Raw genomic sequence first — 26490 nt, forward strand, 5'->3', positions numbered from 1 at the left:
CCTCCTGAGGTCCGTGGTCCGCCTCACCCTAGCGAGCGACGGCGGGCGTCGGTGCGACACGGACTCTGCGATGACGCTGGGAGAACGTTGACCCCGGCATGGGTGGAGGTCGTACGGTGGACGGAGGTCAACTCGAAAGGACCCCACATGGCTGAGTACACCCTGCCCGATCTCCCCTACGACTATGCAGCGCTCGCGCCGCACATCAGCGCGAAGATCATGGAGCTGCACCACTCGAAGCACCACAACACGTACGTGACCGGTGCGAACACGGCCAACGCCGCCCTCGCCGAGGCCCGCGAGACCGGCAACCTGGCCAACGTGAACAAGCTCGAGAAGGACCTCGCGTTCAACCTCGGCGGCCACGTCAACCACTCGATCTTCTGGACGAACCTGACCCCCGACGCCGGCGAGCCCACGGGCGACCTGCTCGAGGCCATCGGCTCCGAGTTCGGCGACCTCGAGAAGTTCAAGGCGCACTTCACCGCGACCGCTCTCGGCGTGCAGGGCTCCGGCTGGTCGGTGCTCGCGTACGACGTGCTCGGCGAGAAGCTCAGCGTCTTCCAGCTCTTCGACCAGCAGGGCAACGTGCCGTTCGGTCTCGTGCCGCTGCTCATGCTCGACGTCTGGGAGCACGCCTACTACCTCGACTACCAGAACGTGCGCGCCGACTACGTCAAGGCCTTCTGGAACATCGTGAACTGGGACAACGTCGCGGCCCGCTACGCCGCCGCGACCACCAAGACGCAGGGCCTGCTGACCGGCTTCTGATCGTCTCGATCGTCTCTCTCCGAGGGTGCGTCCGCTTCGGCGGACGCGCCCTCGCGTCGTCTCCTCCCCCGCCCGGCCCACTGCACCCCCAGGCTGAATCCGGAGCCGAGGAGGCGCGGCTCACCCCGCATCTCGCCTAACGTGACGGCATGACGAACGTACGGCGGTGGGGGCGGCACGTCGTCGCGCCGATCAGCGCGATCGTCTACTTCGGCTTCTGGGTCGCCAGCACCTGGGGCAACGGCGGGGTCGCCGACAACGCCGTCGTCTTCGGGCTCTTCGCCCTGGCGATCGGGCTCGCGTACTGGATGCCCACGACGGCGCTCGTGCTGGTGGTCGTCGTGCCGGTGCTGCAGCTCTTCGGCATCGTCGAGGCCCCTCGAGAGGACACCTGGGGGGCGTACGTCGCGATCGCCCTGGTGATGTTCTTCGTCGCCGTCCGGCCGTCGCCCTGGCTGCGTCTCGCGGCTCTGCTGATCGCCGCGGGGGTGGCGGCCCTCGGCGCGTGGCTGCTGGCCGTGCCGACGATCACCCGCCCCTACGTGTGGAGCAGCTGGGTCGGCACCGGCGCCGCCGGCGGGCTGCGACTCGAGTTCTCGCTGCTGACCGCCGCGCTCTTCGGCGTCTTCGCCGGGGCGTGGGCGATCGGCGTGGCCTTCGCGAGCATCCGGCGGGTGCTGGTCATCCGGCGCGCCCTCGAGGCCACCGAGACCCGGTTCGAGGCGACCGACTTCGAGCTCCGCATCGCCCAGGAGCGCGCGCGCATCTCGCGCGACGTGCACGACGCGCTGGCGCACTCGCTGGCCGTCGTCGTGTCGCAGGCCCAGGGCGCGATCGCGTTGCAGCACACCCGCCCCGAGGTCACCGCCGAGTCGCTGCAGAACATCGCCGACGTCGGGCGAACGGCGCTGCTCGACGTGCGACGCCTCGTCGAGCGCATCACGCAGGACGACGACGTGACGGCGCCCCGCGAGACCCTCGCCGACATCGACGGCCTGGTCTCGTCGATGAGCGAGGTCGGCATGGCCATCACCGTCACGTCGCAGGGCGAGCCCGGCGATCTGGCCCCCTCGCAGGAGCTCGCCGTCTACCGGATCGTCCAGGAGAGCCTGACGAACGCCCTCAAGCACGCCGGCACCACGAGCACGGTGGTGATCGCCCTCGACTGGAGCGAACCGGGGCTGTCGCTGCTCGTCACCTCGCGAGGGCGAGGCGCCCCTCTGGTCGCCGCCCGCGCCGGGGTCGACCGCGGAGCCGGGGTGCGGGGCATGACCGAGCGGGCCCGCCTGGCCGGCGGCTGGCTCACGGCTCAGCCGTCGAGCGACGGGTCGGCCTTCGAGGTGACCGTGTTCGTGCCGACCCGGCGGCGCGCCGACTCGGCCCGCACCTCCGGGGCGTCGACGGGCAACTACCCGCGCACCCTGCTCGACGGAGCGGGCGCGCCGGCCGCATCGGCCCCTGCCGCCCCTCCCCGCGCCTCCTCCCCTGCCGCCGAACACGACGAGAGAGACCTCCATGCCTGACCTCACCGAGTCGGCCCGCGTGATCCGCGTGGCGGTCGTCGACGACCAGCCGCTCTTCGCGTCGGGGCTGCGGATGCTGATCGAGGCGCAGCCCGACCTGGCGTGCGTCGGCACGGCCGTCGACGGTCGCGAGGCGCTCGAGCTCGTCGCCCGCGAGTCGCCCGACGTCGTGCTGATGGACCTCCGCATGCCGGTGATGAACGGGCTCGAGGCGACGGCGCGGATCCTCGACGGGGTGTCGCCCGACGATCTGCCCCGGGTCGTCGCGCTGACGACGATCCAGCGCGACGAGGCGGTCTTCGGCGCGCTGAAGGCCGGGGCGTACGCGTTCCTCACCAAAGACGCGACACCCGACGACGTCATCACGACTATCCGTGCGGCGTACGCGGGCGACCCCGTGCCGACGGCGGGTGCCGCGCTCGACGTCGTGCACGAGTTCGCCGTGCCCCCGACCGCGCCGCCCCGGGTCGACCCGCTCGCGCCGCTGTCGCCCCGCGAGCGCGAGATGTTCACCCTCGTCGCCCGCGGGCTCAGCAACACCGAGATCGCGACCGAGGCGTATCTCAGCGAGGCCACGGTCAAGAGCCACGTCCGGTCGGTGCTGCAGAAGCTGGGCATGCGCAACCGCGTGCAGATCGTCGTCTTCGCCTACGAGAACGGCGTGGTGTCGGGCTCCGACCGGAGGCGCGGGTGACCTCGCGAGAGCCCCTCGCCCGACGGGTCACCGCCGTCGCCGTCGGGGTGATCGTCGCCGGGGTGATCGCGGTCGGCATCCCGGCGAACGCCCCCTACGATCTGCCGGAGCCCCCTGAGCAGAACCGGGGCGACTGGGTCATGCCCCTCGACCGGTACATGGGCCCCAGCACCACGCGTCTGACCTACGCCGAGGAGCTGCTGATCGAGCCGTGCCTGCAGGAGGCCGGCTTCACCGACGTCGAGGTGCCCTGGCGCGACGTCGACGCGGCGACGAACGCGCTCGAGTCGCAGGCGGTGCGGGCCTTCGACCTGAGCGACGCCCGGGCACGCGGCTATCACGTGGCGCCGACCGACGACCCCGGGGCCACGGCCTGGCGCACCTACTCGACGACGGTGTTCGCCGATCCGGTCTTCGAGGCGCGGATGCGCTGCGGCGACGAGGTGCTGAGCGAGCATCCCGAGCTGGCGCAGGACGACCTGACGTCGTCGATCGCGATCCGTCTGAGCGACGCCGCGTTCTCGGAGGCGCGCCGAGACGACGACGTGCTCGACACCGCCGACGAGTGGCGGTCGTGCCTGATCGACAGCGACGTCTTCGAGTCGGGGACGTTCGCGACGGAGGCGCTCGAGAAGACGCTCCCGCGGTCGCCCGCGGGGATGCCCACCGTCGAGATGGCCTCGGAGTTCGGCTCCGGCGACCCGTCGTCACCGATCAGCAGCGACGAGATCCGACTGGCGACGGCGGATGCGGCCTGCCGGGAGTCGTCGGGCTACCTGGAGGCGCTCTACCAGGCCGAATGGCGGCGTCAGCTGACGGTGCCGCACGACTACGGCGAGCTGCTCGCCCAGGTCGACGTCGAGCAGGTCGCCCAGGCGAACCGGACGGTCGAGCGGGTGCTCGAGACGCGGACGCCCGCGCGGCGATAGGGGCGGGGCCGGCCGCCGTAGCGCCTCTCGGTGGCGGTGAAGAGCCCCTGTGCGGGGGCTGCACATCCGTGCAACGGGTGCCTAAACTGCGATCAGAGGGACAGCAGGGGATCGGGGGCGATCTGTCGGCCTGGTCTGCAGTACGCCCGCGAGCAGATCAGGCCCGCAGGTCCTGCGCCTGTGCGTGCCGGCGTCGGGGGTCGACTCACCTGCCGCCTGCGGAGGACCCCTTCCCTCGACGAGCGATCACGCATCCACTCGTAATGGCTCGTCGGCGATCACAGGGCCCGATGAGGCGACCCCTCGAGGCCGGCCCTCTCGAGGCAGGCCGTCGAACGGGGCGGCAGGGCGGCAGGGCTAGCCTGGACGGGTGAGCGACTCCTCAGGCACGCCGGGCCCCGACGCGGGTCTCGTGTTCGGGCTCATCGTGCGGGCCATGGCGAGCGGCACGCTGCTCGGGGTCGCCGTGGTCGTCGTCATCGCCATCGTGTCGGGGATCGGGGCCCCCGCGGGGGTGTCGACCTCGTCGTACCTGTTCGCGGCACCGGTCGCCGGCTTCGTCGGTGCTCTCCTGGCGCTCCTCGCCGTCACCGTCGCACTGATCGCGGCGCGCCTCGTCGATCGCCGACGCCGCCACCCCCGCCGCCGCATCGCGCTCGGGTCGATCGTCGCCGGCCTCGCCGTCGGGTTCGTCGTCGTGGCCTCGGACTCCCCCTCCCTCAGCGTCCCCGGGTGGGCCGCGGTCGTCGGCGCCGTCGCGACCGCCGGGCTCGCCGCCCGCGGCCTGGTCCGTTACGAGCGGCTCCGTCGCGAGCCGGTGCAGCCGACGCGGCCGGACGCCTGACCCCGGGACGACGTCGGCGTCAACGCCCCAGCCAGCGTCAGCGTCAGCGTCAGCGTCAGCGTCAGCGTCAGCGTCAGCGTCAGCGTCAGCGTCAGCGTCAACGTCAACGTCAGCGTCAACGTCAGCGTCAGCGTCAGCGGACCCTCTGAGGCGCACCGCCCGGGGGGACGACGCCCGCGGTCCCGACCTCCGCCGCGCCTCCTGCCGGGGTCTCGTCGGCGGCGGCCGGCGCGAGCGGCGCGACCGGCGACCGCGGCACCCGGCTCGCGAAGAGCACCCCGCCCACCACGACCACGCCGGCGATCAGCTCGACCAGGTCGGGCACCTCGTCGAACGCGATCCACGAGGCCAGCACGCCGATCACGGGCACGAGCATCGAGAACGGTGCGACGGTGCTCGACGGGTACGCCGCGAGGAGGCGCGTCCACAGCCCGTAGCCCAGCACCGTGGCGACGAGCACCACGTAGAGCAGCCCCACGACCGCGGGCAGCGCGTCGAGCGTGAACACGGTCGCGAACGTCTCGCCGATGCGCGCGGGGCCCTCGACGACGAACGACAGCGCGAGCATCGGGATGGGCGGCACGACCGACATCCACAACGTCAGATGCAGCGGGTTCGGGGCCGCCGCCCGGCGCACGGCCACGTTGCCGAGCGCCCAGCCGAGCGCCGCGCAGAGGCACAGCACCACGGGCAGCAGCGCCGCCACCTGCGACCGGTGCACCGCGATCACGGCCAGGGCCAGCACGGCGATCCCGATGCCGATGGCCTGCCGCCGCGTGATCCGCTCGCGCAGCCAGATGCCCGCGATCACGACGGTGAACGGCGCCGACGCCTGCAGCACGAGCGACGCGAGACCCGACGGCATGCTCGCCTTCATGCCGAGGTACAGGAACCCGAACTGGAGGATGCCCAGGGCGAAGCCGACCATCAGGAGGCGCGACCAGGGGATCGCCGGACGCGGCACCAGCAGCAGGGTCGGCACCGCCAGCAGCGCGAAGCGCACGGCGACCAGCAGGAACGGCGGGAAGTGCTCGAGCGCCAGCGCCGTCATCGGGAAGTTCACGCCCCAGCAGACCGCGACGACGAGGGCGAGGAGGCGGTCGCGGGGGCTCATGGCTCCATGCTGGCGGAGGTGTCGTTGCAGGACCAGCGCGGATCGGCGAGGTGACCTTGTAGCCTCCCTTCATGGACGTGCAGCACCTCGAACTGCTCCGCGAGCTCGACGAGCGGGGCAGCGTCACCGCCGTCGCCGCGGCGACCCACCGCTCGCCGAGCGCCGTCTCGCAGCAGCTCAAGACCCTGCAGCGGCAGCTCGGCGTCGAGCTGGTGAGACGCGTCGGTCGCGGGGTGCGGCTGACGGAGGCGGGGCAGGCGCTCGCCCGCGCCTCCGTGGCCGTGTCGACGGCGGTCGCCGAGGCCGAGGCGACCCTCGAGGCCGTCCGCGGCGGCACGTCGGGTGCGGTGCGGCTCGCGGTGTTCCCGTCGGCGGCCGAGCTGCTCGTGCCGGGCTTCGTGACCCGGATGCGGCTACACCCGGCCGTCGAGGTCGAGATCGACGACCGGGACGTCAGCGAAGACGAGTTCCCCCGACTGACGGCCGACTTCGACGTCGTGGTGGGGCACCGGTCGGACGGCGTCGCGCCTCCCGACCTCGCGGGGTCGACGGTCGTGCCGCTGCTGCGCGAGCCGCTCGAGGTGGCGATGCCGCTCGATCACCCCCTGGCGGGGCGGGAGCGCGTGACGATGACCGACGTGATCGGCGACCGCTGGATCGGCGTGCCCGTCGGGTACCCGATCGACCGGGTGCTGGCGGCGATGGCGCTGCGGGCCGGGGTGACGCCCGACGTGGTGTACCGCAGCCTGCACCTGCCGCTGCTCGAGAACATGGTGGCCGCGGGTCACGGCATCGCCCTGGTGCCGCGGCACACCTCGGCGGGGCGGGCGGCGGGCCGGTTCCACCTCGCGACGCTCGAGAACGTGCACGCGGGGCGGCACATCGAGGCGCTCATGCGCCCTGATCGCGCCGTTCGACCGGCCGTGCGGCTCGTGGTCGACGAGCTGCTCGCCGAGGCGCGGGTCACCGAGGCCGCCTCGGAGGAGGCGCGGCGCCGGAGGTCGGGCTAGCGGACGCCCTGCGTGGCGAGGTAGGCGACGGGGTCGGTCGCGAGACCGTTCTGGCGGACCTCGAGGTGCAGGTGGCACCCGGTCGAGCCGCCGGCCGTGCCGACGCCCGCGATGTTCTGGCCCGGGGTGACGGTCTGACCCTGCGAGACGTAGATGCCCGACGACTCCATGTGGCCGTAGGCGCTGCTGATGCCGTCGCCGTGGTCGATGATCACGAGGTTGCCGTAACCGCCCGCGGGGCCGGCGTAGGTGACCGTGCCGGCGGCGATCGAGTAGATCGGGGTGCCGCACGAGGCGCCGAAGTCGGCACCGGCGTGGAGCTTCCAGGCGCCGGTGATCGGGTGGATGCGGTACCCGTACGCCTGGTACGAACCGAACGAGCGGATGGCCGCGACCCAGCCGGTGCCGGGGTCGGGCTGCGTGGTGCCGGGGCCGGAGCCGGCGCCGACGCTGATGGGGCCGGTGCCGGCGGCGCCGGCCTGACCGACGGCCCGGGCCGCGGCGGCCTCGGCCGCCTTCGCGTCGCGGTACGCCTCTTCGATCGAGACGCGGTCGTCTCGGAGTGCGACGAGCTGGGCCGCGAGCATGGTCTTCTGGGTGTCGATCGACGACGCGTCGGCCTTGGCGGCCTCGTTGGCGGCGACGGCCTCGTCGAGCGCCGAGTCGGCCTCGTCGGCGAGACGGTCGCGCTCGTCGAGGGCGACCTTGGCCTGGTCGGCGAGCGACGTGGCGAGATTGTCGGCGGCGACGGCGCGGTCGCGCAGCGCCTCGAGGTTCTCGCCGATCTTGCTCGACATGCTGAGACCGCGGAGGACGTCTTCGGCGCCGTCGCCCGACGACAGCAGGTCGCTCAGGTTGCCGCTGCTCGACGGGCGGACGAGCATGGCCGCGGCCTGACCGACCACGATCTCGGACGACTCGGCCTGCTGACCCGCCTCATCCGCCTTCTTCTGGATCGACCGGTGACGGGCGTTGGCCTCGTCGACGGCGGCCTGCGCGGCGACGAGCGCCTCACCCGCGGCGTCGGCGGCCTTCTGCGCGTCGGCGGCGCGGTTCGTGGCCGCCTCGAGTGCCGCCTCGACCTCGACGATTGCCTCTTTCTTGCTGGCCTCCGAGCCACGGGCCTCTTCGACCTGCTGCCAGGTGGGGGCGGCGGCCTGGGCCTGGGCGGGGACGACGAGCAGCGAGGCGACGCTCAACCCGACGACGGCGAGAGCGGTCGTGACGACGCGACGACCCCGGGAGGCGCGGGTCGACCCGACGAGGTCGGGGCGCGTGGTGAGGCGATGCATGCTTCTCAGTCTCGGTCAGAACGGCTGGGACATCCCTCGACGAGTGCCGACGGGCCTGCCAAGACTATCGTGATGACCTCTCGCCGAGACGGAAACGCCCCCGGTCTGGGGATGACGAGCGGCTGGATCCGCGCCTCCTCGGCATCCCTCCCCCTGCGGAGTGAACCCCTGGCTTAACACGGTCGTCACATGCGCGTCGCATCCGGGTGACGAGCGTGCCCTAGCGTCGTCACGACCGATGCAGGACATTCCGGAGGCACCATGACCACGAGCGATCAGACCGTCGAGAAGCCCGAGAAGCGACCCGTCGACCGGATCCCGCCGCTGAGACGGCTGTTCCCGCTGGGGCTGCAGCACGTGCTCGCGATGTACGCCGGCGCGGTCGCCGTGCCGCTGATCGTCGGCGGGGCGCTCGTCGGCATGGGCGAGCTCGAGCCGGGCGACATCGCCTACCTGATCAGCGCGGACCTCCTCGTCGCCGGCATCGCCACGATCATCCAGTCGATCGGGTTCTGGCGGTTCGGCGTGCGGCTGCCGCTCATGCAGGGCTGCACCTTCGCCGCCGTCGGGCCGATGATCGTCATCGGCGGCGAGTACGGGATCACCGCGATCTACGGCTCCGTCATCGCCAGCGGCCTGTTCATGATGCTGCTCGCGCCGTTCTTCTCCCGGCTCGTCCGGTTCTTCCCGCCGATCGTGACCGGCACGGTCATCCTCATCATCGGCGTCTCGCTGATGGACGTCGCGGCCGGCTGGGTCGGCGGCGGCACCGGCTCGGCGGACTTCGGCAGACCCCTCGACATCGGCTTCGCCGCGGGCACCCTGCTGCTGATCATCCTGATCGAGCGGTTCGCGCCTCCGGCGATCCAGCGGGTGTCGATCCTGCTCGGACTCGTCATCGGCACGCTCGTCGCCTTGCCCTTCGGCCTGACCGACTGGAGCGGCGTGGGCGAGAGCGCCTGGTTCGGCCTCGCCCTGCCCTTCCACTTCGGCCTGCCCACCTTCCCGATCAGCGCCATCGTCTCGATGTGCATCGTCGGCCTGGTGATCATGACCGAGACGACGGGCGACATCATCGCGGTCGGCGAGATCGTCGACGAGCCCGTCACCCCGCGCCGCCTCGCCGACGGCCTGCGCGCCGACGGCCTCTCGACCGTGATCGGCGGCGTCTTCAACACGTTCCCGTACACGGCCTTCGCCCAGAACGTCGGCCTGGTCAGCATCACCGGCGTGCGATCGCGCTACGTGGCGACGTTCGCCGGGGTCATCCTCGTCGTGCTCGGTCTCGTGCCGGCGCTGGGCGCTGTCGTCGAGGGCGTGCCCCTCGCGGTGCTCGGCGGCGCCGGCGTCGCCCTGTTCGGCATGGTCGCGGCCAGCGGGATCCGCACGCTGTCGAAGGTGAGGTTCAACAACTCGAACATCCTCATCGTCGCGGTCGCGCTCGGCGTCAGCCTGCTGCCGACCGTCAGCCCCGACATCTACGCGCAGTTCCCGACCTGGTTCACGATCATCTTCGACTCGGGCATCAGCGCCGGGGCACTCGTCGCCGTGCTGCTCAACCTGCTGCTCAACTCGGAGTCGCAGCAGCGGAGGTTCGGCGGCAGCGACCGCGACGTGTCGGCGCACGATGCCGTGCGGGGGCCGTACGCCCCGGCCGCGGCCGACCAGGGCGACGCGACCCGCGCCTCCTGAGCTCCTCCGGCAGCGGGTCTCCGCGGCGGGGCGGCCCTGGCGGCGGCCCGGCGGCGGGGCTCAGCGGCGGGGGCGGCGGCCCGGCTTGTGGTGGTGGCGACGTCGCCGCGAGACGAGCATGACCACGAGGGCGACGAGGGCGGCCACGACCATCGCCGATCCGAACACGATCAGCACGGGTTGCGGATCGGTGCACGTCGGGTAGTCGACCGAGCAGGCGGTGAAGGGCGGCGCCTCCTCACCCGCGGCGTCGAGCACCGCGAAGGAGGCGCGCCCCAGCCAGAGGATCGCCAGACCGAGCAGGGTCACGACGACCAGCAGGCCGGCGAAGATGCGCCGCACGATACGGCCGTCGTCCACTGAGCTCATGGATCGAGTCTCGCGCTCGGGCCCCGTGCTGTCATCGGCCCCAGGGCGGACCCGGGATCGTTCGCGGGTCGCGCCGGACGCGCGAGCGGCGAGCCGCGCCTCCTGCAGCTGCGGCGCACCCCCGCGAACGCGCACGGGCGAACGGACACGCGGACGGCCCGCGTCCGTCGCCTACAGTCGAACGCGCCGCATCGCGGCACCCCTCCCCCCCTCTTCCCCCAGGAGTCCCCGTGACCGCTCCCTCCTCCGCGCCCGCCGTGCGGCCGCACCGCGACGACACGGTCCTCGGCGTCCTGCGGTCACCGCGCCTCCTGACCCGGGAGGCGCTGGCCGGTATCGTCACCACGCTCGCCCTCGTGCCCGAGGTCATCTCGTTCTCGGTGATCGCCGGCGTCGACCCGATGGTCAGCCTGGTCGCCTCGATCGTGCTCGCCCTCGTCATGTCGCTGCTCGGCGGTCGACCCGCCATGGTCACGGCCGCGGCCGGTTCGGTCGCGCTCGTCATCGCCCCGCTCGTCCGCGCGCACGGCGTCGAGTACGTGCTGCCGGCCGTGCTGCTCGCCGGCGTCATCCAGATCGCGTTCGGCACGGCGGGGCTCGCCCGCCTCATGCGGTTCATCCCGCGCTCGGTGATGATCGGCTTCGTCAACGCCCTCGGCATCCTCATCTTCATGGCGCAGGTGCCGCACCTCATCGACGTGCCGTGGATCGTCTACCCGCTCTTCGTGCTGACCATCGTGATCGTCGTGCTGCTGCCGCGCCTGACCAAGGCCGTGCCGGCGCCGCTCGTCGCCATCGTCGTCGTGACCGTGATCGTCGTGGCCGCCGGGCTCGACGTGACCACCGTCGGCGACGAGGGCGAGATGGGCGGCGGGCTGCCCGGCCTCACCCCCTGGCTCGTGCCGTTCTCGCTCGAGACGCTCGGCATCATCCTGCCGACGGCCCTGAGCGTCGCGTTCGTCGGCCTGATGGAGACCCTGCTGACCGCCAAGCTCGTCGACGACATCACCGAGACGCCGTCACGCAAGGGCAAGGAGTCGTGGGCCCTCGGCGTCGCGAACATCGCCGCCGGCGCCTACGGCGGCATCGCGGGCTGCGCCATGATCGGCCAGACCGTCGTGAACGTGAAGATCGGCCGCGCCCGCACCCGGGTGTCGACCGTCGTCGCGGGGCTGTTCCTGCTGCTGCTCGTCACCGCCCTCAGCGAGGTGATGGCGCGGATCCCGATGGTCGCCCTCGCCGCGGTCATGATGATCGTCGCGATCTCGACGGTCGACTGGCACAGCGTCCGGCCGTCGACGCTGCGGCGCATGCCGATCCCCGAGACGCTCGTCATGGTCGTCACCGTCGCCGTCGTCGTCGCGACCGACAACCTCGCCCTCGGCGTCGCGGTCGGCGTGCTGCTCGCGATGGTGCTGTTCGCGCGGCGGATCGCCCACGTGATCCGGGTCGAGCGGACCGTCGAAGGAGGCGCGGCGCGGGCGGACGACAGCGCGCCCGGGAGTGCAGGGCCCGGGCGCGACGCTTCGGTCCGCTACGACGTGATCGGGCCGCTGTTCTTCGGCAGCAGCAACGATCTCGTGGAGCACTTCTCGTACGCCGACGACCCGGCGCGGGTGACGATCGACCTGACCCGCGCCTCCGTGTGGGACGCCTCGAGCGTCGCAGCCCTCGACGCCGTCGGCACGAAGTACGCCGCCCACGGCGTCGAGGTCGAGTTCGTCGGCCTCGACGAGCGCAGCACCGAGTTCCACGGGCGGCTGACGGGCCGGCTCGGCAGCTGAGCGGCGGCTGCGCGCAGCGCGCCTACGCGCGGCGGCGGCGCAGCTCTCGACGGAGGGCCCGGCGCTCGCGCCACGACGGCGGGGGCGGCGGCGCGGCGGCGGCCTCGCGCTGGCGGCGCTCGATGCGGCGGCGGTGCCAGCCCAGCACCTCGGCGTCGACGTCGCGCGTCGGCGTCACCACGGGCGGGCCGCCGCGCAGCTGCCGCCTCGCCTCGATGATCCGCGCGTTGTAGTCGTCGACGTGCGCCCGCACGGCCGCCTCGCTGAACAGCCCGTCGAGGGTCTGCTCGAACGTCGCATGCTCCGTCCGCAACGAGAGCGCCGGAGGCGCGAGCCCGGTCAGCCCCTCCCTCTCGATCAGGCCCCGGATCCACCAGTCGGGGTCGACCGTGTCGCCGGCCAGACCGGGCAGCGGCTTGCCGGCGAGCGGCAGGTCGTCGAAGTCACCGCGCGCAATGGCCTGGTCGATGGCCGTGCGGGCCCAGGCTCGCATCTCGGCCGCGGTGCGGTTGTCGGTCGGAGCGTCGGCGGCGGGAGCCGCACCGTCGGTGCGGTAGCGGGCCGCGGCGACCCGGGGATCGCTCGCCTGACCCTGTGCCGGGCCCGCGCCTCCTGCTCGCCCCGCGCCTCCTGCGCCTCCTGCCCGAGCCGTCCCGCCGTCATCACCGGAGCCCGATCGCTGTTCCATGCGCGCGAGAGTACGCCGAACGCGCCGGGCCGGTCAGGGCCCGCGCGGCCCTCAGTCGCGCGGCGCGGGGGCGGCCGCAGCCGGGTCGGCGGCAGCAGCGGCGGGGTCGGCAGCCGTGTGCGGCACCCGCCGCGCGAGCACGCCCGCGAGCAGCAGCACGATCACGCCGGCGACCGGCATGATCAGCAGACCCCAGCGCAGCGACGTCGCATCGGCGATCAGCCCGACCAGCGGCGGCGAGAACAGGAACCCGAGCCGCATCAGCCAGCTCAGCAGAGTCAGACCCGTGCCCCGGCGGAAGCCGGGCAGCTGATCGGCGGCGTGCATCGCCCCGGGGATCAGCGTCGCCACGCCGAAGCCGGCCGCGCCGAAGCCGATGATCGTGCCGGGGATCGACGGGAACGCCAACGCGAGCCCCGTGCCGACCGCGACCAGCACGCCGCCGATCCGCGCGACGGTGCGCTGCCCCAGCCGATCGACCATGCCGTCGCCGACCAGCCGGCCGATCAGCTGCATGCCCGCGAGCGACACGAAGCCGAGCGACGCGATCGTGACGCTCGCGTCGAGCGAGCCCGAGAGGTAGACGGCGGCCCAGGTGTTGCCGGCGTCCTCGACGATGGCCGCGCTCATGGAGACGAGCACGAGGGCGGCCAGCACGGCCACCGTCCCGAAGCGGAGGGCCGAGCGGCCGGCGACCGCGGCGACCGACGCGACGGAGGGGTCGGACTCGACCCGCGCCTCCTCGGCTCCGGTGGCGACCGCCGCGTCGTCGGCGGCGCCGTCGCTCTCGTCGGTCGGCTCGGGGCCGGCGAGCATCCAGCGGTACGAGACGACGGCCACGACGCAGAAGATCGCGCCCGACACGGCCAGATGCGCCGGAGTCGGGATCCCGAGACCCGCGGCCGCACCGCCCATCAGGCCGCCGATGACGGCGCCGACGCTCCACGCCGCGTGGAACGAGTTGAGGATCGATCGGCCGTAGCGGCGCTGCACCCGCAGTCCGTGCGAGTTCTGGGCCACGTCGGTGATGGCGTCCATCGAGCCGGCCACGAAGAGACCCGCGGCCAGCAGGGCCCACGACGGGGAGACCCCCGCGGCCAGCACGCCGAACGCCGTCACGACGGTGCCGACCACCGCGACCCGCGACGACCGGAACCGCCGGATCAGCATGCCCGCCGCCAGCCCGGCGACGATCGCGCCGAGCGGGAACGCCGCGACGGCCAACCCGAACTCCGCGTTCGACAGCCCCAGCCCGGCCTTGATCGCCGGATACCGCGGCAGCAGGTTGGCGAACAGCGCCCCGTTCGTCAGGAACAGCAGCGAGACGGCCCAGCGCGCACGCCGGACGTCGCGAGGGACCGAGGGGCGGGGGCGAGACGTCGTCGTGCTCATGGGGTCTTCCGGCTGGGAGGGGGTGGAGTCAGGAGGCGCGGTGCAGGGGGGGCTCGCAGGGCGCCGGGGACGCCGTGCGGGACTGCGGGAGGTGCGGTGCAGGAGCTGCGGGAGGCGCGGTGCGGGACTTGCGGAGATGGCCGAGATCGCGCGGAGTGTACGGACGTACATTAGCGGGACGGGTGCGCTTCGCGCACTCTGACATGAACGGGACACCGCCGGATCAGGCGGTGTCCCGTTCGTTCGCGACGCTGCAGGCCGAACCGGCCCGACCGAGCCGACGCGGCTGGCCGAGCCGGCGCGGCCGAACCGACGCGGCCGGCCGAACCGGCGCGGCGGACCGAGCCTGCGCGGCCGAGCCGAGCCGACCCGATGCAGCCGCTACAGGGTCGCGGCCGCCGGGTCCCAGCTCTCGGGCAGGGGCGCGGGCTTCGCCACGCTCGACGCGACGTCGACGGCGGCGCCGCTCTCGGCCGCCTCCGACACCGCGAGCAGCACGTCGAGCACGTGAGCCGCGACCGCACCGCTGGCCCGCTCGGTCTCGCCGCCGCGGATCGCCCGCGCCAGGTCGAGCACGCCCGAGCCGCGACCGTAGGTCGAGCCGACGGCGGTGAGGGTGGTCGGCTCGTCCTGACCGAAGCGGTACAGGGTCGAGTCGCCCTCGAACATGTTCGGGTCGGGCAGCACGATGGTGCCCTCGGTGCCGCTGATCTCGACGAAGCCCGCCCGGGGCAGCGCGTTCTGGAACGAGAACGTCGACTGCGCCGACTGCCCGTCCTCGAACTGGATCAGAGCCGCGTGGTGCGTCGGCACCTCGACGGGGAACGTCTGCCCGGCGCGCGGGCCGCTGCCGATCGTCCGCGTGTCGAACGACTTCGACGAGACCGCGCTGACGCGGCTGGCCGAGCCGAACGCGTGCACGAGCGTGCTGACGTAGTACGGACCCATGTCGAAGAGCGGACCGGCGCCGATCGCGAACAGGAAATCGGGGTTGGGGTGCCACGACTCGGGGCCGGGCACGTGGAACATCGTCGTCGCCGTGAGCGGCTCGCCGATGTCGCCGCGCGCGATGGCGCGCATCGCCGACTGGATGCCGGCGCCGAGCACGGTGTCGGGGGCGCAGGCGACGCGCACGCCGGCGGCGTCGGCCGCGGCGAGCAGGTCGCTGCCCGACCGGTGGTCGAGGGCCAGGGGCTTCTCGCTCCAGACGTTCTTGCCGGCGGCGATGATCTGGCGGCCGACCTCGGCGTGGACGGCCGGGATCGTCAGGTTGACGACGATCTCGATCTCGTCGATCGCGAGCAGCTCGGCGACCGTGCCGTGACCGGGCACGCCGTAGGCCTCGGCCTGGGTGCGGGCGCGATCCGCGTCGATGTCGGCGACGAACAGCACCTTCAGGTCGGCGAACGCCGTCATGTTCTCGAGGTAGGTCCCGCTGATGACCCCGGCGCCGATGACGCCGACGCCGACGGGGCCCGAGCCGCGGGCGGACGAGGCCGTGGTGGCCGCGCTCATGCCGACGCCTCGGTGTCGTTCTCGGCGAGCCAGGCGAACGAGGCGGCGATGCCCTCGAAGACGTCGCCCGAGTAGGCGTCGAACTCGACGACGCGGAGGGCGTGCGGTGCCGCGGCGAGGATCGCCCGCACGTCGACGTCGCCCTGACCGGCGGGGGTCTGGTTCTCGAACGCGGCGGCGAGCGCCTCGGGCACGATCAGAGCGCTCTCGCTGCTCGGCAGGGCGGTGGCGATGTCACCGCTGACCTTGCCGTCCTTGATGTGCAGCAGCTGCACGCGGTCGCCGAGCGACCTCAGCACGGCGGGGGTGTCGGCGCCGCCGACGGTCGCCCAGAAGGTGTCGAGCTCGAGCACGACCGAGGGCGAGAGCTGCTCGACGAAGAGGTCGTAGATGGGGCGGCCGTCGACCTTGTTCGTGAACTCCCACTGGTGGTTGTGGTACCCGAAGCGGAGGCCGTGACCGGCGGCCAGCTCGGCGAGCTCGTTGACGCGCTCGGCGATGACCTTCGCGTCGTCGGCGGTCTGCCAGCGGTCGCTCGGGATGAACGGGTCGATGACCGTCTCGATGCCGATCTCCTTCGCCGCGTCGAAGAAGCGCTGGGGGTCGTCGGCGTCGATCACGGCGCTGTGGCCGCTCGGAGCGGTGACGCCGGCGGCGGTCAGCGCGGCGGCGATCTCGGTGGGGTTGTCGGCGAAGCCGTACGGCTCGACCTTCGTGAAGCCGATCTCGGCGAGGCGGGCGACGCTGCCCGACAGGTCGGCGGCGATGGCGTCGCGCACGCTGTAGAGCTGAACGGAGGGTGTGCTGCTCATGGGGTACTCCTTTGTTCCGGTGGTCTCGGGGGCGTGCCGGGGGACTCGAGTGCGCGAGAACGGACGCCGGTGACCATTCAACTACTTCTGTCGACGCACATGCAAAAGTTGTCCGTTCATCGGCAGGCCGAGGAGGCGCGGCGACGGAGCCGAGGAGGCGCGCGCGACCGGCAGCGCGCCTCCTGCCGTTCCGGCCCTCGACTCCGAACCACCCGGCATGACGACCACCGCGAGCGCCACCCGCGAGATCACGACCACCGCCCCGCTCCGCCGGGCGTGGGAGATCGGAACGCCCCTCGACCCGGTCGGCTTCTATCCGAGCTGGGGACCCCTGCCCGAGGTCGAGGCCGTCCACGGGCAGACCGGCGGGTGGGACGCCCCCGGTCAGACGCGCCTCCTGCAGCTCTCGGGCGGCGGATCGGTGCGCGAGACGATCGTGCGGGTCGACACGCCGTCGCTGTTCATCTACGAGCTGACCGACTTCCGCGGGCCGCTCGAGAAGCTCGTCTCGGGCGGACGCGCGGCCTGGCGGTACATGCCCGACGGCGAGGGCACCCGGGTGCGCTGGCGCTACACCTTCACGGCGAAGCCCGGCGCGGGGCCCGTCGTCCGCGGGATCGTGCGCTTCGCGTGGGGTCCGTACATGACCCGCGTGCTCACCGGGATCGGGGCCGAGCTCGACCGGGTCGGCGCTGCTCGCTGACGATCGGCGGCCCGGCCCGAACCTGCTTCTGAGCAGGACTTTGCACGCTCTGCAGCTTCACAGGAGCGTGGCGGCTGCTTGGCGGCACGCCCACAGCGGACTCTCACGTAGATTCGTCTCGGGAGTCATCCCGACGGTCGACGCGTCCCTGCGCACCGACCGCCAACGCGCCTCACAGCCCCAGCCCGAAACCCGGAGCCCAACCCCGTGAACATATCGCTGACCACCTGGCTCATCACCATCGCGGTGACGATCGCCTTCTTCGTCTACGAGTTCTTCACCCACGTCCGCAAGCCGCACGAGCCCACGATCGGCGAGTCCGCCCGCTGGTCGGCGTTCTACATCGGCCTCGCGCTGCTGTTCGGCGTCGGCATCGGCGTCACGAACGGCTGGGGCTACGGCGGCGAGTACTTCGCCGGCTACCTGACCGAGAAGGCGCTGTCGATCGACAACCTCTTCGTGTTCCTGCTGATCATGACCGGGTTCGCCATCCCGCGGATGTACCAGCAGAAGGTGCTGATGATCGGCATCGTCATCGCGCTGATCATGCGCGCGGGCTTCATCGCCGCCGGCGCCGCGCTGATCGAGAACTTCTCGTGGGTCTTCTACATCTTCGGTGCACTGCTGTTCGTGCTCGCCTACCAGCAGCTCAAGGGCGACCACGGCGGGAACGCCGCCGACAACATGTTCGTGCGCATCGCCCGCCGCATCCTGCCCGTGCACGACGACTTCAACGGCGACAAGTTCACCGTCAAGATCTCGGGCAAGCGCTTCGTCACCCCGCTGCTGCTCTGCGTCATCGCGATCGGCTTCGTCGACCTGGTCTTCGCGCTCGACTCGATCCCCGCGATCTACGGCCTGACCAACGAGGCGTACATCGTCTTCACGGCCAACGCGTTCGCCCTGATGGGTCTGCGCCAGCTGTACTTCCTCATCGGCGGTCTGCTCGAGCGTCTCGTGTACCTCTCGCAGGGCCTCGCGGTCATCCTCGCGTTCATCGGTGTGAAGCTCGTCTTCCACGCCCTGCACGTCAACGAGGTGCCCTTCATCAACGGCGGAGAGCCGCTGCTCTGGGTGCCCGAGATCCCGATCTGGCTGTCGCTGCTGTTCATCGGCGCGACGATCACGGTCGCGACGGTCGCGAGCCTCGCGAAGACCCGCGGCGACAAGAACAAGAACGACCGCACGACCGTCGAGGGCGAGCCCGTCACGCGTGCCACCGACGACGCGAACGACAAGGGCTCGGGTCGCCACTGACCCCGCTCGTGACACCGTGACGCCGAGGAGGCGCGGGTCGGCTGATGCCGGCACCGCGTCTCCTTCGTTTGCGCGGGGGGCTGTCGGCACGACGCAGGGTTGTGGACACGACGCCGGGTCGTGGACACGACGCCGGGTTCACGAGTGGCGTCGTGTCCATCTCCTGGCGCGGCAGCGGGCGGGGCGGGCCACGCCGCCACGAACTCGACACCCCGCCACGAGAAACGGTGGCGGGGTGTCGAGACGGTGGCGGGATGTCCACGCGGGATGCGCGGGTCGACGGACGAGGGGCGGGTGCGCGCGGGATGCGCGGGGTCGACGGACGCGGGGCGGGCGCGGGGCGGGCGCGGGGCGGGTCAGCGGGACGCGGGGCGGGTGCGCGCGGGAGGCGAGGGGTCAGCGGGGGCGGGTGCTCGCGAGGTGCTCGTGGAACTCGGCGGCGACCGCGTGCGGCTCGGGGGTGAGGATGGTCACGGGATCGGCGTCGGCGATCTCGAGGACGACCCACGCGCCTCCTCGGAGTCGACGCCGGTGGTCGACGGGACTGACCTCGACGCCGACGATGCTCGCGACCGGCCACTCGGCGGGCTGCCCGCCGCGCAGCCGGGAGGTCAGATCGGGGAGGTACCGGAGGCGCCGGCTCGACAGGACGAACCGGCCCCCGTACCCGGCACCCCCGGTCGGCAGGATGAGCGCGGCGACCGTGCCCCAGAGGAGCGTCTCGCCCGGCTCGACCGCGAGTGAGCGCCACGAGCCGAAGGCACGGATCTGCGCCAGTTGCCCGATGCTCAGCGCAGCGACGACGAGCATCAGCCCGATGAGCAGCACGTCGAAGGTCGTCCGGTCGTCGTCGGCGATGCGGACCGGCACGTTGACGCCGAGCACCACGACCGGGACCAGCAGCTGCCAGAGCGCCGATCGACGCAACCGCCTTTCGGACCCGCTGCGCGGTGGGTCGAGCGGCGCCCGCAGCGTGCTCGTCGACACGGGGTCAGCTGCCGTCGCGAAGGTCGGCGGGCGCCGTCTCACCGAGCGCGATGCGGTCGAAGCGCGCCTCGCACGTCTCGCCCTGCGGCGCCTGCGCGAGGAACCCGACGTGCACCGGCCCGTCGACCTCGAGCCGGAACTGCCGCACGAACCGCCACTCGACTCCGTCGTCGGACGAGTGGAACGCCCAGCCCGGACCGACCCGCGTCACCCGCACGAACGCGGCCTCGCCCGCGACGGCGGTCGAGTTCACGTCGTCCGACCAGCCGTTCGTGACGACGGTGACGATCATCGTCTCGCCCTGCGGGGAGTTCTCGAAGCAGATCTTGGCCCAGTGGTCAGGGTCGCTCCAGAGCGCGAGGGCCCCGGCGTCGAAGGTGGTGCGCGCGCCGACGATGGTGATGCGCGCCGAGAGCGTGAACTCGTCGGGGGCCTCGAAGCCGAGACTCGTCGCGGCGTGCTGGGGCTCGGCGCCGAGGGCGTCGTTCGTCCAGTCGACGCCGGGTGCGGAGCGCAGCACGAGAGCGCCGTCGGTGTCGAGCGACGCGTCGCCCTCGCCGTTCGTCCACGAGAGGGCGGGCAGTCCGGCGACGGTGAGGGTCATGCGCCGACCCTAGCGGCGCGGGGTGGGAAGCGGGCGGCGAGCGCGGCGAGCTGTGGACAGAGCGGAGGAGGCGCGATGGCGGGTGGGAGGCGCGGGCCGGCGGGAGCGCGGGCCAGCGGGAGCGGGAGCGCGGGCCGGAGGCGCCGGGCGGGCGGTGCGGGCGGGCGCCGCCGCCAGCACGCCGGGCTGTGGACACGACGCCAGGTTCAAGCGAGGCGTCGTGTCCATTCACTGGCGCGGTAGCGCCGCAGCAGGCAGCGGCGGGGTGGTGGCGGACGTGCTCGGGTACCGTTGTCACGACCGCTGGGAGGCGACGTGCTGGCTCGACAGGAACGCATGCTGCGTGCCGTCCTGTCCACCTCGGTCGGGGTGCTCCTCACGGCGACCGCCCACTCGCTCGGCGGGGGCGCGTTCCCGCCGCCGCTCCTCCTCGCCCTCGTGTTCGTCGCGGGCGTGCTCGGCTGCTTCGCCGCCGGCGGCCGCCGCGTCGCCCTGCCGAACCTCGTCGTCGCGATCGGCCTGCTCCAGGGGCTGCTGCACGTCGTCTTCTCGCTCGGACACGCGTCGGCCGGTGTCGACCCGACCCGCGCCTCCTCGACCGGATCCGGCGGTCATGGCGCTCACGCGCACCTCGCCTCGCTGCCCGACGTCGGGGCCGCGACCGGCGACATGGGCGCCATGCCGTCGGGGACGATGGTCTGGGCGCACGTCGTCGCCGGTCTCGTCACGATCGTCTCCCTGCGCCTCGGGGCATCGGCCGTCCGGAGCCTCGCCCGCAGCATCACGGTGAGGGTCGCGGCCGCAGTCGCGTCGTCGCACCTCGGTCGCGTCGTCAGAGCTCTCGTCACAGCGCTCGCGTCGGCCGTCGACGCCGTCGCGGCCCTCGCCGACCCGGCCGCCGTGCCGCGCCGCCGTCGCCGCCGCCTCGACGAGTCCTCCTGGGCCTCGCCCGCGCGTCGTACGTCGACGCTGCTCGGAACGACGCGGGGGCTGCGGGGCCCTCCGGTCGGGGTGCTCGCCCACTGACCGCGCGGGTCGTCCCGACTCGCGTGGTCCCGGCGTGCCGCCGCCCCGTCCGGGTGCGGCCGCGCCGGACGACCGCACCCCGGGGATCACCCCGCCCGTTCGAAGGACCCGCTCCGCCATGCGCTCGCGCACCCCAGATCACTCCGCATCACGCTCCGACTCCGCCCGACCCGACTCCGCCACCGGCCGCCGGCGCGCCACCAGGCCCACCGGGCCCGCGCGCGCCTCCTCGGCTCGATCCCTGCGCGCCTCCTCGGCTCGGACGACCCGCGCCTCCTCGGCCTCCCGCGCCCGCCCGCTCGGCCTCGCGGCCGTCGCCGGCGCCGCCGGGCTCGCCCTCGCGGTCGGCATCCCGACCTCGGCCTCCGCTCACGTCGAGCTCGAGGCGTCATCGACCGCTCCCGCGACGATCAGCGTGCTGACGTTCGCCGTCGGTCACGGCTGCGGGGACTCCCCGACGACGTCGCTCGCGATCGAGCTGCCCGCCGGCGTCCAGTCGGTGACCCCCACCGTGAAGCCCGGCTGGACCATCACGGAGTCCGCCCCGCCCGCCGACCCGAGTGTGCTCGAGGCGACGACGGTGACGTACACGGCCGACACCCCGCTGCCCGACGGGTTCCGCGACACGGTCGAGATCTCGGCGCTGCTGCCGGTCGACGGGCAGGCCGGCGACCTCGTCGCGTTCCCGACCGTGCAGACCTGCGAGTCGGGGTCGTACTCGTGGAGCGAGCTGCCCTCGTCCGACCCCGAGGCCCCCGAGCCGAACGAGCCGGCGCCCGCGCTGGTGCTGACGGACGCCTCCTCGGGCACGGGCGCGACGGACCCGGCGGACGCATCGGACGCGACGGCCACCGCCGCCACCACCAGCGCCGCCTCGCCCATCGACGACACGGCTCGACTGCTCGGTGTCGCCGGGCTCGCCGTCGGGGTCGTCGCCGTCGTGCTGCTGACCATCGGCCTCCGTCGCCAGCAGGAGGCACGTCGATGAGCGCCGCAGAGCACGACGGCACCGACGCCGGGAACGTGGGCCGAGGAGGCGCGGCCCGCTCCGGCGAGTCGCCTCGCGACCCCGGACGGGCGGCAGGGGACGGCACGGACGACGCGCGATCGGGGTCCGAGACGACCCGCGCCTCCTCGGCACCGGGGGCGGCGACGCCCGACTCGTCGGCACAGGGCGCCGCGTCACAGGGCACCGCCGCCGAGGGCATCGCGGCACCGCGCCCCGCGGCATCCCGCCCCGCACCCGCCCGCGGCGGCTGGTTCGCGCCGATGCTGCTGCGGCTGCACTTCTTCGCGGGGGTGCTGGTCGGGCCGTTCATCCTCGTCGCGGCGCTGACCGGAGCCGCCTACGCCCTGACCCCGTCCATCGAGCGGGTCGTCTACGCCGACGAGCTCACGGTGCCCGCGGCGAGCGTCGAGGCTGCGGCCCTGCCGCTGGCCGACCAGATCGAGGCCGCCGAGCAGGTCGTGGGCGACGACGGGGCGCTGGTCGCGGTGCGGCCCGCTCCGGAGGCGGGTGACACGACGCGGGTCATGTTCACGGGCGACGACCTGATCGAGAGTCAGACGCGCGCGATCTTCGTCGACCCCGCGACAGCCGAGGTGCGGGGCGACCTGCCGGTGTACGGGACGAGCGGGGCGCTGCCGCTGCGGACCGCGGTGAGCGACTTCCACCGCAGTCTCGGACTCGGCGACGCCGGGCGGCTCTACAGCGAGCTGGCCGCCAGCTGGCTCGGCGTCGTCGTCCTCGCGGGAGCGGGTCTCTGGCTCGTGCGGTGGCGGGCGGCGCGGCGGCGGACGCGTCCGGCGGACCGGGCGCGGGCCCGACGCGGCATGCTGCGACCCGACACCGGTGCGACCGGTCACCGCAGGATCTTCAGCTGGCACGCGTCGACGGGGATCTGGCTGCTCGTCGGAGCGCTGTTCCTGTCGGCGACGGGCATCACCTGGTCGCAGTTCGCGGGCGAGAACGTGACCGGGCTGCGGTCGGCGCTCAGCTGGTCGAACCCCGCACTGACGACGGCGCTGCCGGAGCCGGGGTCGGGCTCGTCGGCGGGCGCGGGGTCGTCGTCGGGCGATGCGGCCGACGTCGCCGCCGATCCGCACGCCGGACACCACGGAGTCGAAGAGGCGCCCCTCACCGAAGCGGACCCGACCACCTTCGACGCCGTGCTCGAGGTCGCCCGGACCGTCAACGTGAACACCGGGCTCGTCGAGATCAAGCCGCCCGCCGACGCCGCGAGCGCCTGGACGGTCACCGAGATCCAGCGCAGCTTCCCGACCGAGGTCGACGCCGTGGCGGTGGACGGGTCGACGCTCGAGGTGGTCGGACGCACCGATTTCGCCGACTACCCGGTCATGGCCAAGCTCGCGCGCTGGGGCGTCGACACGCACATGGGGTCGATGTTCGGCCTGGCGAATCAGCTGCTGCTCGCGGTCACGGCGCTCGGCATCGCGGCGATGGTCGTGTTCGGGTACCTCATGTGGTGGAAGCGGCGACCGACGCGCGCGGCAGGGCCCGTGGGTACCGGTGCCCGCGGCGCGCCGCGGCCCGGCGGCGCGGTCGGCGCGGTCGGCGCGGTCGGCGCGGCGCGGCTGCGGCTGGGTGCGGCCGCTCCCGCGGGAGCGCTGGCCCGGGCGCCGTGGTGGGGTGTCGCGCTCGTGCTCGTGGGCGGCGGCCTGCTGGCGCTGTTCCTGCCGCTGCTCGGCGTGACGCTGGTCGTGTTCGTGGTCGGCGACGCGCTCTGGGTGGCGAGCCGGCGCTGATCCGCGACCCGCGCCTCCTCGGCTCCGGGCGGGCGGGCGGTGACAGGATCAGGGCATGACCCTCGCGAACACCGCCGCGTTCCTGCGCTCGCCCCGCACCCCGTTCGAGGTCGGTCCGGCCGAGATGCCCGCTCCGGCGGCTGACGAGGTGGTCGTGCGGGTCCGGGCCGTGGCGGTCAACCCGCTCGACTGGGTGGTGCAGGGCACGGGTCGGATGACGTACCGCTGGCTCACGCACCCCGCGGTGCTCGGCACGGACGTCGCGGGCGAGGTGGTCGCCGTCGGCTCGGCGGTCACGCGACTCGCGGTCGGCGACCGGGTGGTCGGGCTCGCGACCGGCACCGACAAGGGGCGCGACCCGCGGCACGAGGGAGCGTTCCAGACGCACACGGCCCTGCTCGAACGGTTGACGACGGTGATCCCCGACGATCTGTCGTTCGAGCAGGCGGCGGTGCTGCCGCTCGGGGTGTCGACGGCGGCGTGCGCGCTGTTCCAGGAACGGCACCTCGGGCTGCGGCTGCCCCGGTCTGCTGCGGACGCCGGAGGCGCGGTGTCGGATGCCGGAGGCCCGGCTGCCCGCGAGCGCGAGGTGGTCGTCGTCTGGGGCGGGTCGACGAGCGTCGGGATGAACGCGGTGCAGCTGGCGACGGCGGCGGGGTACGACGTGGTGAGCACGGCGTCGGCGGCGAACGCGGAGACGGTCAAGGGGCTGGGCGCGACGCATGTGTACGACTACCGCGACCCCGAGGTGGTCGACAAGCTCGTGGCCGTGATCGCAGGGCGGACCGTCGCCGGGGCGGTCGCGATCGGGCTGGGGTCGACGGAGGCGTGCATCCGCCTGCTGGCCCGGACCGGCGGATCCCGTCTCGCTCTGCTGAGCACCCCCGTGTCGCTCGCGGAGGTCGCCGACGTCTCGACGGGCAGACCCCTCGTGCCGAACGCGCTGCCGACGTTCGCGCGTCTCGGGCTGGCGACGGCGCGATCGCTGCTGGCTGCGCGGCAGGCGAAGGTGGTCGCGCGGTTCGTGTGGGGCAGCAGTCTGCGCGACGACGATCTCGGCGAGCAGCTGTGGGGCGGGATCGTGCCGCGGGGTCTGGCCGACGGGTCGCTGCGCGCGGTCCCGGAGGCGCTGGTCGCCGGCGAGGGGCTCGGCGCGATCCAGGGCGCGGTCGATCGTCAGCGTGCCGGAGTCTCGGCTCGGAAGCTCGTGGTGCTGCTGTAGTGCTGGCGTCCGGGCCTCGCTGCTTCAGGCTGGGCTGAAGACGAGGCGAGATCGCTCTCCGATCAGCACGAGCTGCGCGTTCTCGACCCGGGCGTGCGGGAGCCGGGGGCGGTGCTGTCACGCGCGGGCTATTACGGATGCATGCGCAGTGGGAGCTTCCGGGCCGGGCTCTCGAGCGGGCAGGTCCGCTCACTCGCGAGCTATTACGCATGCATGCGCAGCACCAACCCCCAGGTCGAGACGCGAGCGGGCGGGTGTCCCCGCTCACGAGCTATTACGCATGCGTGCGTAAGAGCTCGGCGGAGAGGACACCACCCGGGACGCGCGGGAGGTGACCGGCTGGCGTGCGTCAGCCGCGCCTCCTCGGCTCCGGCCCCTCGGCGTCATCCCCCGACTCGCCGCGATCAGGCCGGCCAGGGGTCGGGCTCGGGGGCGTGGCGCGCGATCAGCGTTCGGATCTCGGAGTCGTGCTGCACGGCCCAGGCGACGGCCGAGTTGAAGCTGTCGGCGGTGTGCAACCAGGGGCGACGCCCTCCCTCGTCGCGGCAGTGCGCGTAGACGTCGAACGCGTATCCGCCGAGCACCGGACGCTGGCGCACGTAGCCCAGCGGCGCCGCCGCCCCCTGTCTGATCAGCCACAACCCCTGCGCGCCCGGCTCGGGCGGGATCGCGTACGGATGCTCCAGCGGCCGCTTCGCGAGGACGGCGGCGGCGTTGACGAACGACGACTGGACTCCCATGTCGGCTGACCATAGGTCCGACCGGTGACACCGGGGCCGGCGACCCTGGCCGGTGCCCCCTGGCCGGTCGCGAACCGTCCCGGGTGCCGACCACGCGCTACGGCTGCACCGGGTCGCTCCACGAGGGGAACGGCGGGTACTCGCCCGGCACGGACTCCTCAGGGAAGTCGGCCGGATCACGATCGGCGATCGCCGAGAACAACGCGCCCGAATCGTTCGTCCAGAACGGCTCGCTGTACACAGCGAGGGAGTACTGGCCGTTCGGACGAACCGTATAGGTGACCCACCAGCCGTCACCGCTGTCGGCCCTCGCCTCGAAGTTGCGGCCGATCTCGCGACTACCCGACTCCCAGCCCTTCTGGTCGAAGTACTCGATCATCGGATCGAGATCGCTCCGGGCACCCTCGGCGCCCTCCGGCTCGAGGATCCGCCCTGCAGTGAAGAAGTAAGAGTTGTCATCGTCAGCCCCCGGCAGAGGCTCGCCGAACGCGTCGGCCCCCGCCGCGACAGGAAGCACATCGCCACCGTTCCAGAACCATGCACCGTTCGAGATCTGAAGTTGCGCCTCCTCGAGCACACCCTGCATCTCGACGTACCGCTCCGACGCCAGCCCGAACTCCTCCTCCAGCGACAGCCCGGCCGCCTCCGCCTGCGTCAAACCCGCTGTGTCTTGAGGCTCATCGCCGAGAACGGCTCCCGCCCCGGAGGCGCACCCCGCCACCGCGAGCACCGTCACCACCGACAGCACCACGGCTC

The 26490-nt window shown here is 73.0% G+C and carries 25 protein-coding genes; 14 read left to right on the top strand and 11 right to left on the bottom strand.

Annotation, left to right across the window (positions count from 1 at the left end; translation table 11 throughout):
• Positions 1-147 precede the first annotated feature (147 nt).
• From ASF89_RS00235 to ASF89_RS15805, 5 genes are all read left to right on the top strand, one after another.
• Positions 148-771 (top strand): superoxide dismutase, encoded by a 624-nt coding sequence (locus ASF89_RS00235; protein ID WP_055798767.1) that lies wholly within the window; start codon positions 148-150, stop codon positions 769-771.
• A 149-nt stretch (positions 772-920) separates the two neighbouring features.
• Positions 921-2294, top strand: a complete 1374-nt coding sequence (locus tag ASF89_RS00240) for a sensor histidine kinase (RefSeq protein ID WP_055798771.1) — start codon at positions 921-923, stop codon at positions 2292-2294.
• On the top strand, positions 2287-2988 hold the full coding sequence (locus ASF89_RS00245; RefSeq protein WP_235483939.1) for a response regulator transcription factor: 702 nt from the start codon (positions 2287-2289) through the stop codon (positions 2986-2988). Before ASF89_RS00240 ends, ASF89_RS00245 begins: the two co-directional genes overlap by 8 nt.
• Complete coding sequence (locus ASF89_RS00250) at positions 2985-3917, top strand: hypothetical protein (RefSeq protein ID WP_055810990.1); 933 nt, start codon at positions 2985-2987, stop codon at positions 3915-3917. The genes ASF89_RS00245 and ASF89_RS00250 overlap by 4 nt, the downstream gene beginning before the upstream one ends.
• 370 nt (positions 3918-4287) lie before the next feature.
• Entirely contained in the window at positions 4288-4761 is a 474-nt protein-coding gene (locus tag ASF89_RS15805; RefSeq protein WP_055810994.1) for a hypothetical protein, read from the top strand.
• A gap of 133 nt (positions 4762-4894) precedes the next feature.
• Here ASF89_RS15805 and ASF89_RS00260 read toward each other — a convergent pair whose 3' ends face one another.
• Positions 4895-5875 carry an EamA family transporter gene (locus ASF89_RS00260; protein ID WP_082489663.1) on the bottom strand — a complete coding sequence of 327 codons (981 nt, stop codon included), beginning with the start codon at positions 5873-5875 and terminating at the stop codon, positions 4895-4897.
• Positions 5876-5946: 71 nt separating this feature from the next.
• Between ASF89_RS00260 and ASF89_RS00265 the strand changes: the two genes are divergently transcribed.
• Positions 5947-6885: a LysR family transcriptional regulator gene (locus ASF89_RS00265; protein ID WP_055810998.1), complete on the top strand. Its 939-nt coding sequence runs from the start codon at positions 5947-5949 to the stop codon at positions 6883-6885.
• On the opposite strand, the gene ASF89_RS00270 is transcribed toward ASF89_RS00265, so the two are convergent.
• On the bottom strand, positions 6882-8177 hold the full coding sequence (locus ASF89_RS00270; RefSeq protein WP_055798783.1) for a M23 family metallopeptidase: 1296 nt from the start codon (positions 8175-8177) through the stop codon (positions 6882-6884). The two genes, ASF89_RS00265 and ASF89_RS00270, sit on opposite strands and share 4 nt — an antisense overlap.
• A gap of 261 nt (positions 8178-8438) precedes the next feature.
• Here ASF89_RS00270 and ASF89_RS00275 point away from each other — a divergent pair, with 261 nt between their 5' ends.
• The gene (locus ASF89_RS00275) at positions 8439-9869 is read left to right on the top strand and encodes a nucleobase:cation symporter-2 family protein (RefSeq protein WP_055811001.1); all 1431 of its coding nucleotides are present in this window, start codon (positions 8439-8441) and stop codon (positions 9867-9869) included.
• Between the two features lie 60 nt (positions 9870-9929).
• Here ASF89_RS00275 and ASF89_RS00280 read toward each other — a convergent pair whose 3' ends face one another.
• Positions 9930-10238 (bottom strand): hypothetical protein, encoded by a 309-nt coding sequence (locus tag ASF89_RS00280; RefSeq protein WP_156463256.1) that lies wholly within the window; start codon positions 10236-10238, stop codon positions 9930-9932.
• A gap of 230 nt (positions 10239-10468) precedes the next feature.
• Here ASF89_RS00280 and ASF89_RS00285 point away from each other — a divergent pair, with 230 nt between their 5' ends.
• Positions 10469-12022, top strand: a complete 1554-nt coding sequence (locus ASF89_RS00285) for a SulP family inorganic anion transporter (RefSeq protein ID WP_082489664.1) — start codon at positions 10469-10471, stop codon at positions 12020-12022.
• A gap of 22 nt (positions 12023-12044) precedes the next feature.
• Here ASF89_RS00285 and ASF89_RS00290 read toward each other — a convergent pair whose 3' ends face one another.
• From ASF89_RS00290 to ASF89_RS00305, 4 genes are all read right to left on the bottom strand, one after another.
• Complete coding sequence (locus tag ASF89_RS00290) at positions 12045-12710, bottom strand: DUF1992 domain-containing protein (protein ID WP_082489665.1); 666 nt, start codon at positions 12708-12710, stop codon at positions 12045-12047.
• 51 nt (positions 12711-12761) lie between these two features.
• Positions 12762-14102 carry an MFS transporter gene (locus tag ASF89_RS00295; protein ID WP_055811005.1) on the bottom strand — a complete coding sequence of 447 codons (1341 nt, stop codon included), beginning with the start codon at positions 14100-14102 and terminating at the stop codon, positions 12762-12764.
• A gap of 381 nt (positions 14103-14483) precedes the next feature.
• Positions 14484-15617 (bottom strand): Gfo/Idh/MocA family protein, encoded by a 1134-nt coding sequence (locus ASF89_RS00300; RefSeq protein WP_055811009.1) that lies wholly within the window; start codon positions 15615-15617, stop codon positions 14484-14486.
• Positions 15614-16429 (bottom strand): sugar phosphate isomerase/epimerase, encoded by an 816-nt coding sequence (locus ASF89_RS00305; protein WP_055798794.1) that lies wholly within the window; start codon positions 16427-16429, stop codon positions 15614-15616. The genes ASF89_RS00300 and ASF89_RS00305 overlap by 4 nt, the downstream gene beginning before the upstream one ends.
• A 217-nt stretch (positions 16430-16646) precedes the next feature.
• On the opposite strand from ASF89_RS00305, the gene ASF89_RS00310 reads away from it, so the two are divergent.
• Complete coding sequence (locus tag ASF89_RS00310) at positions 16647-17132, top strand: SRPBCC family protein (RefSeq protein WP_055811012.1); 486 nt, start codon at positions 16647-16649, stop codon at positions 17130-17132.
• A gap of 207 nt (positions 17133-17339) precedes the next feature.
• A complete protein-coding gene (locus ASF89_RS00315) occupies positions 17340-18389 on the top strand; it encodes a TerC family protein (RefSeq protein ID WP_055811015.1) in 1050 nt (349 codons plus the stop codon).
• Positions 18390-18785: 396 nt separating this feature from the next.
• On the opposite strand, the gene ASF89_RS00320 is transcribed toward ASF89_RS00315, so the two are convergent.
• Both ASF89_RS00320 and ASF89_RS00325 read right to left on the bottom strand, forming a co-directional pair.
• Positions 18786-19376 (bottom strand): hypothetical protein, encoded by a 591-nt coding sequence (locus ASF89_RS00320; RefSeq protein ID WP_156463257.1) that lies wholly within the window; start codon positions 19374-19376, stop codon positions 18786-18788.
• 4 nt (positions 19377-19380) lie between these two features.
• Complete coding sequence (locus tag ASF89_RS00325) at positions 19381-19980, bottom strand: DUF1349 domain-containing protein (protein ID WP_055811022.1); 600 nt, start codon at positions 19978-19980, stop codon at positions 19381-19383.
• 336 nt (positions 19981-20316) lie between these two features.
• On the opposite strand from ASF89_RS00325, the gene ASF89_RS00330 reads away from it, so the two are divergent.
• From ASF89_RS00330 to ASF89_RS00345, 4 genes are all read left to right on the top strand, one after another.
• Positions 20317-21006, top strand: coding sequence for a hypothetical protein (locus ASF89_RS00330; protein ID WP_055811025.1), 690 nt, complete (start codon positions 20317-20319; stop codon positions 21004-21006).
• 118 nt (positions 21007-21124) lie between these two features.
• Positions 21125-21994 carry a YcnI family protein gene (locus ASF89_RS00335; protein ID WP_082489667.1) on the top strand — a complete coding sequence of 290 codons (870 nt, stop codon included), beginning with the start codon at positions 21125-21127 and terminating at the stop codon, positions 21992-21994.
• Positions 21991-23772 (top strand): PepSY domain-containing protein, encoded by a 1782-nt coding sequence (locus tag ASF89_RS00340; protein WP_082489668.1) that lies wholly within the window; start codon positions 21991-21993, stop codon positions 23770-23772. The genes ASF89_RS00335 and ASF89_RS00340 overlap by 4 nt, the downstream gene beginning before the upstream one ends.
• Positions 23773-23827: 55 nt before the next feature.
• Positions 23828-24994, top strand: a complete 1167-nt coding sequence (locus ASF89_RS00345; RefSeq protein WP_055811028.1) for a zinc-binding alcohol dehydrogenase family protein — start codon at positions 23828-23830, stop codon at positions 24992-24994.
• 404 nt (positions 24995-25398) lie between these two features.
• Here the strand turns inward: ASF89_RS00345 and ASF89_RS00350 are convergent, their stop codons facing one another.
• Entirely contained in the window at positions 25399-25734 is a 336-nt protein-coding gene (locus tag ASF89_RS00350; RefSeq protein ID WP_055798816.1) for a hypothetical protein, read from the bottom strand.
• Positions 25735-25831: 97 nt separating this feature from the next.
• Positions 25832-26482 (bottom strand): hypothetical protein, encoded by a 651-nt coding sequence (locus tag ASF89_RS00355; protein WP_235483941.1) that lies wholly within the window; start codon positions 26480-26482, stop codon positions 25832-25834.
• Between the last annotated feature and the right edge of the window lie 8 nt (positions 26483-26490).

Source organism: Frigoribacterium sp. Leaf172 (assembly GCF_001424285.1).
GTDB lineage: Bacteria > Actinomycetota > Actinomycetes > Actinomycetales > Microbacteriaceae > Frigoribacterium.